Here is a 6,491-nt window from a genome sequence, read left to right on the forward strand (position 1 = left end):
CAGAACATTATGATTTCTACATTTGAGTGGTTTTCTGTGAATTTGGGCGACGCGCTTATATCACAATCGGTATTAAGCGAATATCAATGTCATCTGACCAAAGTTTATGAACAAGCCGGTAGCCCAGAGTACTTGGTTGCAGTATTTAGGCACGAATCCCAAGACCTCCATTGCCACATAAAGCTGTTTCTTACTTCGGAATTTCAGCAATTAGCAATGTTAGATGGCGCAGTAAGATGTGCTAAACCAAGCTTTGACAATACTAGCTATTTGGCTGGTAATCCAAACTATATGGCAAACAAGTAGTTATGCCTAACAAAGCGTTCAAGAGGGACAGTCAACGCGTGGCGACTTTGGTTTAAATCTTGGTATCTGTGTTTACGGTGTTAAATTGAAGTTTAGTGGTAGCGCGTTGCTGCCCCTTAACGCGGCGTTAGAAATTATAGGAAGTACAGTGGAACCATATTTTGAATTAGCATTTGCTCTAGAGTCGAAATCATTGAGTTTTTTTGTAGGTACTGGGTTTTCTATGTACCTTACAGATGGTGCAGCTCCGAGTTGGCTAAGCCTGTTGAAAGATTGTGCTAAACAAATCGATGGTGGCGATGAGCTAATTGAACAGTTATTTCCTGATGATAAGCCAATTATGCCTTTAGAAGAGTGTGCAAGCATTATACAAGCAAAGATGCACACCAAAGGACTTTGCTTGCATGCAGAAATTGCTAAGGTCATTGATACTATCAAAATTTCAAATTTTGATAAGCCAGCGATAGAGTTTATAAAGAACAATGATGGTTTGAAGTTTATGACAACAAATTATGATTTGTTGTTAGAAAAACAAGTTTTAGATGGACTTCCTGTCACATCATATGCAATAGGTTATCCTATACATAGGCAGCCAAAAGGAACACAGGTTTATCATGTTCACGGTTCAGTTAAGTACCCCAAAAAAATGATAGTAACAGCAGATGATTACTATCGTTTTATCAACAGACCTGATTACTTTTCACATAAAGTTGAAACTCTATTTGAAGAAAATACAGTAGTAATTATTGGATATTCGTTGGGTGATATTAACTTTAAATCAATATTGAATAAGTTACGTAGCAATCGTCAACACGATATAAATAGGCAACACTTATTTTATTTATCGAGGAGCTCCGTAGATCAGCACATCAAAGATTACTATGACCGTTCATATGGCTTAAGAGTAATAGATGGTGTTGAAGTTGATGAGTTCTTTACGGCACTATCCCAAAAGCATAGTGAGATTAGTCCGAGAGTTGATAAATACGAATCACTGTTGCTACCAGTGTTGGAAAAGAAGAAAAAATTCACTGATGCTTATCTTAAGAAGAGCGATTCATTTTTTGAAATTCTTGCGCTTTTATCGTCGAACGGAATCATTGTCTCACACCAAAGTGTGATGGAAGTTTTACTTGATGTACTAGAAAGAAAGCGAGGGTTCACAACAGAGTCAGGAGCCTGGGATCAGTATGTTCAATTGGCAAAATGGCTTATTCACCTCGGTTCTATTATGGATATATCGGGTACTCCACTTGAGGAGACATACTTAAAAGCTGTAGAACGCTCTTTTAATAACATGTCTAAAAAACAAACTCTGGGTTTGTCATGGCATGCTTTTAAGGCTTGGAAAAATCATTGGTGTGATTTGACCTATGATAATCGCGTGATGGTATACAACTATATGATTGGAGTGGGTGTAAACTCTGATGGCAGTGAAGTGATCGAACAATAATTTCTAACAAGCAATTTAAGAGGGATTCACAACGCTTGGCACTTTTGCTTCTACTTCAGTTTTAGTGTTTATGACACAATGCTTAAGGTTTGGGTGGAGGCGTTGTTCACCCCTTAATTGGGCGTTAGCTGAACAGGAGGTTTATTTAAATATGGCGGCATATATTACTGAGGGTTATCCAAGTCGTTTAACCGACAGGCAGATTGAGCAACATATTAAAGAATACTCCGATGAAATTGTGAAGTTTCGGGGTAATACAAATTTTACTTCAGCATATGTACCGTTAATACAATTGGGTCAAGCTGAGTTACAAAATCGGCAGAATAAGAAAGTATTCAGATTGACACTTTTCATTAGTATTTTATCTTTGCTCGTGTCTTTTGCGGCGCTTTTTGTTTCTTATTCGTCGATGGATTCTAGTAGTAGTTGGGAGCAGTCTCAGATCGAGCTTCTGCAAGAACTAAAAGAGACTATGTCTAACCCGAAGATAAGTGTTGAAGCACCAAAAGTTGAAACCAACGAAGTCATTCAACAAGCTGATACACCGAAAGAAAGTTCAGCTAACAAGTTGCTTAAGAGTGATTCGTAACGCGTGGCAATTTTACTATGCGGTGACTTTTGTGTTTAAGGCACTGTGCGGTAGCTTTTGTATTGCGTTACTCACACCTTAGCAAAGCGTTAGTCGCCAGAAAAAGCTAGCAGTCAAAATCATGTTTTTAAGCTCAAAGCTTGGCTACTGGTTGTTTGGTTCATAGTTTCATCTTCGACGGTCAAAGCTTTGTTTCATCGGCTCTAAATCAATGCACTGCTATTTTCCAAGCGGTTGTTTCGTTCTTTGGTGGTGATAGAGCGGGGCAATCGAAAATCTGTTTTTGGTTGCAAATCTGCTCGGTGAGTTTTTTGGTTTAAAGGCTTATTTACTTGCTGAAAGGACGTTTTCTCTGGTGTTGTAAGTTCCACGTGGTTTCAGTGACTTTGTTGAAAGTCCGCACTGCCAGATTAGTTCTTCCAAAAGCGCTTTTGGGTGTTGTCAGTCCGTTTTCTACGGCGTTGGTTGTTCCAAGTGGTTGCATTGAGTAGCCGCGGTGAAACTACGCCTGACTTAAGTGCATCAAAGCACATAAAGTTAGTTGTTCGCAAAGTTTAGTTCGGCTTAAAATTGTCGCTCAGTGCCTCGCGACTAACAAACTGTTTAAGAGTGATTCGCAACGCGTGGCATTTTTACTATGCGTTGGTTTTAGTGTTTAAGGTGGTATGCGGCGGCTTCGGTATTGCGTTGCTCACACCTTAACAGGGCGTTAGCTTTTAAGGAGAATTTAGCGGTTATGAGAAAAAGTAGAGTTTTCGGAGAAAGGGATCTTGGGGATTTTCTTGAGGCAAGTAAATCAAATGCTACTTTCTCAATCGAATCCGAAAGGGATGACTACATTCTAAACGTAAACGAAGATGATTACGTTGCTCACAAAGTGTCAGAAGCAACGGTGGAAGGTTTAGAAATTTACATTGACGACATTTATGCTTCTTCTAGCGAGCAAATGATACCAGCTGAGTATTTTCCTCGCGATTTTCATGTTTATTCAGGGAAGTCTTATAAGAAAGATGTTATCAAATTTCATGTGCCAATAAGCGGAAATGTTCAATTGCTCCATTGTATCCCGAGTTCTAGAATATTATGGACGATGGAGATCGAAGTTAGTCGTGATGAGTTTTGTTTTGAAATAATTAACTTCAGAGACGATGCGGATGAGATAGTTCGTAGAAAGGATGAAAACATCAGAAATATATTGCAGCAGTATGGCAACGTTAAAGCTGAAGTAGAAAGAGCTAATGCTAGTTTACAGCAACATATTCGTAATGCATTTAATGCACGAAAGCAGAGAATTCAAAAGAGCTCTGGGGTACTCGCGTCATTAGGTGTTCCAATAAAGAAATCTAGTGCTGCATCAGAAACATTTTCTATTCCGAGTCCTCAAAAGAGGAAAAAAACTATTTTAAACAAGCCAAGCGTAAAGGAAGCTGGATTTACACCAGAACCAAGCTTAGACCAGAGTACATATACAGATATATTGAAATTGATCCATGATGTGGGAAAAGAGTTTGAGCGGTTGCCTAGCTTGTACGCGGGTAAGGAAGAAGAGCATCTTAGAGATCATTTTTTAATGATGTTAGAGCCAAATTTTGAAGGTTCTGCTACCGGAGAAACATTCAATAAAACTGGCAAAACCGATATATTACTCAGGCATGAAGGAACAAATGTATTTATTGGTGAGTGTAAGTTTTGGAAAGGCGAGAAAAGCTTTGTATCTACAATAACTCAGCTTTTAGGCTATCTAACCTGGCGGGACTCAAAAGCTGCTGTAATTATGTTTGTGCCAAATAAAGATTTTAGTAGTGTTGTTAAAACTGCGAAAGAGGCAGCACCAAGACACTCCAACTTTCTCAAGTACGTTGGTGAAAAAGATGAAACATGGCTTAACTACGAGTTTCATCTTGACGGCGATAGGAACCGATCAGTGAAGCTTGCGATCATGCTATATCACACACCAAGATAAAAGCTAACAAAGCATTTAAGAGTGATTCCCAACGCTTGGCATGTCTCATTCCATCGTTGGGTTTGTGTTTACGGTGGTATGGTTAAGTTTTGTGGTAGCGTTGCTCACACCTTAATGCGGCGTTAGCGCGCTAAGTCGACATGATATTTATAAACATTATTAAGAGGAAAAGATGAAATTTAATATGTCTGTTAATGATAACTTTGCTTCATTCTTTGATGAGGGGAGTGAAATTTATATTTTCGTTGATAGTTTTGATAATGAAAACTTTGATGTGAGGCTAGGAAATATAAGTGAATCAGAGTTAATTGGCTCAATTTCTGCGAAAAGTGACTCTGAATTGAACTCGAAGCTTGAAGAGCTTTATCGTAGCTTTATGGAGGGGTAAGCATGATTTCACAAGCTCAAATAGCTGCGCTCGAAAGTTCAGTAAATGAGATTTTACGTCGCCATAAAATGTCATTTAAGTTATCTAAGCACTTTGTTAAAGATAGAATGAATGACACGCGTAATAATCCATTGATAATGATTGCTGAGCTTAACTCTATATTTAATAGGTTAACAGCATTACATGTAGGGGCGCTTAAGAAGTTGAGTCACAATGATACTTTTAATATTAGGTGTACGGTTTCGCATATAAATATGCCTTGTGCTGTTAATAAGATTCACGTTGATGGTGATGAGCATCAAGAAAATATAGTTATTACGGTAATGAGGAAAAAGGACTGGAAGTCAAAGGACCCCAAAGAATTTCTTGTTTAATTTAATAGCGCGCTAACAAAGCGTTTAAGAGGGATTTGGCACGCGTGGCATTTTTAGTTTGCGTTGGGTCTAGTGATTCCGGCGCTGTGCGGTAGCTTTTGTATTGCGTGCCTGCACCCCTTAACGCGGCGTTAGTTGCCTTGTGAATATCGCATGTTCAACTAACTGTACAAGTTGAAGTCGCTAGATTATACTTGTTCCATTAATTGTACATATGGAGGTTCTTATGAGAATCGTATCTTTTACTGAAGCTAGAAATAGTCTCAAAGCGGTTTTAGATGGTGTCGTGAATGATGCTGACACAACCGTAATTACTCGCCGTGACTCTGAAGATGCAGTTGTTATGTCCCTAGACTATTACAATAGCCTAATGGAAACAGTTCACTTACTTCGCTCACCTCAAAATGCGGAGCATTTAAATCGTTCAATAGCGCAGTATCGTGCTGGTAAGACAACAGCACGAGAGTTAATTGATGAGTAGTAGTCAACGTTTACTATCTTGGACTGACGATGCTTGGGATGATTACCTGTACTGGCAAACTCAAGATAAGAAAACCTTAAAACGCATCAATAAGCTTATCAACGATGTTAAACGCTCTCCATTTGAGGGCATTGGTAAACCTGAGCCACTAAAGGAAAACCTATCTGGTTTTTGGTCTCGTCGTATTGATGACACTAATAGGCTTGTTTATGCCGTAGATGACCAAGCAATCACAATAATTTCGTGTCGTTACCACTACTAAATGGCTTCATCGTCAGGCAACTAACAAACGCTTTAAGACGGATTCGCAACGCGTGGCATTTGTGGTTTGCGGACAATTTAGTGATTTAGGTGGTATGCGGAAACATCGGTATTGCGTTGCTCACCACTTAAGCGGGCGTTATGTGCTAGGAGGTACATTGGAATTTATAGGAAAATTCGGAGAGCATTTTGTTCTTGCGGAGCTTTTGAGGCGTAATATTGAGTCTTACCTAGCTATTAAAAGCAATCAAGAGAATTATGATATTACAGTTGTTCTCAAAGATTTAGTTGTAAAAAGACTTCAAGTAAAATCCACCAACCTACAAAATGATAGCACTAACAATGCAACGGATATAACTGATAAAGGTTATGACTATTTGGTTTTAGTCGTGGTAGATGTCGGAGAAACAAAGACATATATAATGACTAAAAGTGAGGTTGACCATATCAGAGATAACAAATCCAAGTTATATGTATCTCAAAAGTCGAAAGAAAAAGGGTGTTATGTTGTTAGACCTAGCTTTGAATCTCACTTAGAACGCTGGGACAAAATAGTTCGCACATAACAAATTGTTCAAGAGTGATTCGGCACGCGTGGCATTTTTACTATGCGTTGGGTTTAGTGGTTAAGGTGTTATGCGGAAATTTCGGTATTGCGTACCTCACACCTTAACAA

Annotated in this window: 9 protein-coding genes; all 9 read left to right on the forward strand. The window is 38.8% G+C overall.

Going from position 1 to position 6,491, the window contains the following annotated elements; all coding sequences use genetic code 11:
• On the forward strand, positions 1–306 hold a 306-nt coding region (locus VNE01S_RS19540), incomplete at its 5' end, for a hypothetical protein (protein WP_061781659.1).
• Between the two features lie 148 nt (positions 307–454).
• Positions 455–1,759, forward strand: coding sequence for an SIR2 family NAD-dependent protein deacylase (locus VNE01S_RS18350; RefSeq protein ID WP_042602328.1), 1,305 nt, complete (start codon positions 455–457; stop codon positions 1,757–1,759).
• Positions 1,760–1,910: 151 nt separating this feature from the next.
• Positions 1,911–2,348 (forward strand): hypothetical protein, encoded by a 438-nt coding sequence (locus VNE01S_RS19500; RefSeq protein ID WP_053397284.1) that lies wholly within the window; start codon positions 1,911–1,913, stop codon positions 2,346–2,348.
• 736 nt (positions 2,349–3,084) lie between these two features.
• Complete coding sequence (locus tag VNE01S_RS18360) at positions 3,085–4,311, forward strand: hypothetical protein (RefSeq protein WP_053397283.1); 1,227 nt, start codon at positions 3,085–3,087, stop codon at positions 4,309–4,311.
• A 172-nt stretch (positions 4,312–4,483) separates the two neighbouring features.
• Positions 4,484–4,699 (forward strand): hypothetical protein, encoded by a 216-nt coding sequence (locus VNE01S_RS18365; protein WP_025611452.1) that lies wholly within the window; start codon positions 4,484–4,486, stop codon positions 4,697–4,699.
• A gap of 2 nt (positions 4,700–4,701) precedes the next feature.
• Complete coding sequence (locus VNE01S_RS18370) at positions 4,702–5,073, forward strand: hypothetical protein (RefSeq protein WP_025555179.1); 372 nt, start codon at positions 4,702–4,704, stop codon at positions 5,071–5,073.
• A gap of 226 nt (positions 5,074–5,299) precedes the next feature.
• Positions 5,300–5,554, forward strand: a complete 255-nt coding sequence (locus tag VNE01S_RS18375; protein WP_053397282.1) for a type II toxin-antitoxin system Phd/YefM family antitoxin — start codon at positions 5,300–5,302, stop codon at positions 5,552–5,554.
• Entirely contained in the window at positions 5,547–5,816 is a 270-nt protein-coding gene (locus VNE01S_RS18380; RefSeq protein WP_005464459.1) for a Txe/YoeB family addiction module toxin, read from the forward strand. The genes VNE01S_RS18375 and VNE01S_RS18380 overlap by 8 nt, the downstream gene beginning before the upstream one ends.
• Positions 5,817–5,868: 52 nt before the next feature.
• Complete coding sequence (locus tag VNE01S_RS19650) at positions 5,869–6,381, forward strand: hypothetical protein (protein WP_245649913.1); 513 nt, start codon at positions 5,869–5,871, stop codon at positions 6,379–6,381.
• Positions 6,382–6,491: the final 110 nt, after the last annotated feature.

This window comes from Vibrio nereis NBRC 15637, assembly GCF_001591105.1.
Lineage (GTDB): Bacteria > Pseudomonadota > Gammaproteobacteria > Enterobacterales > Vibrionaceae > Vibrio > Vibrio nereis.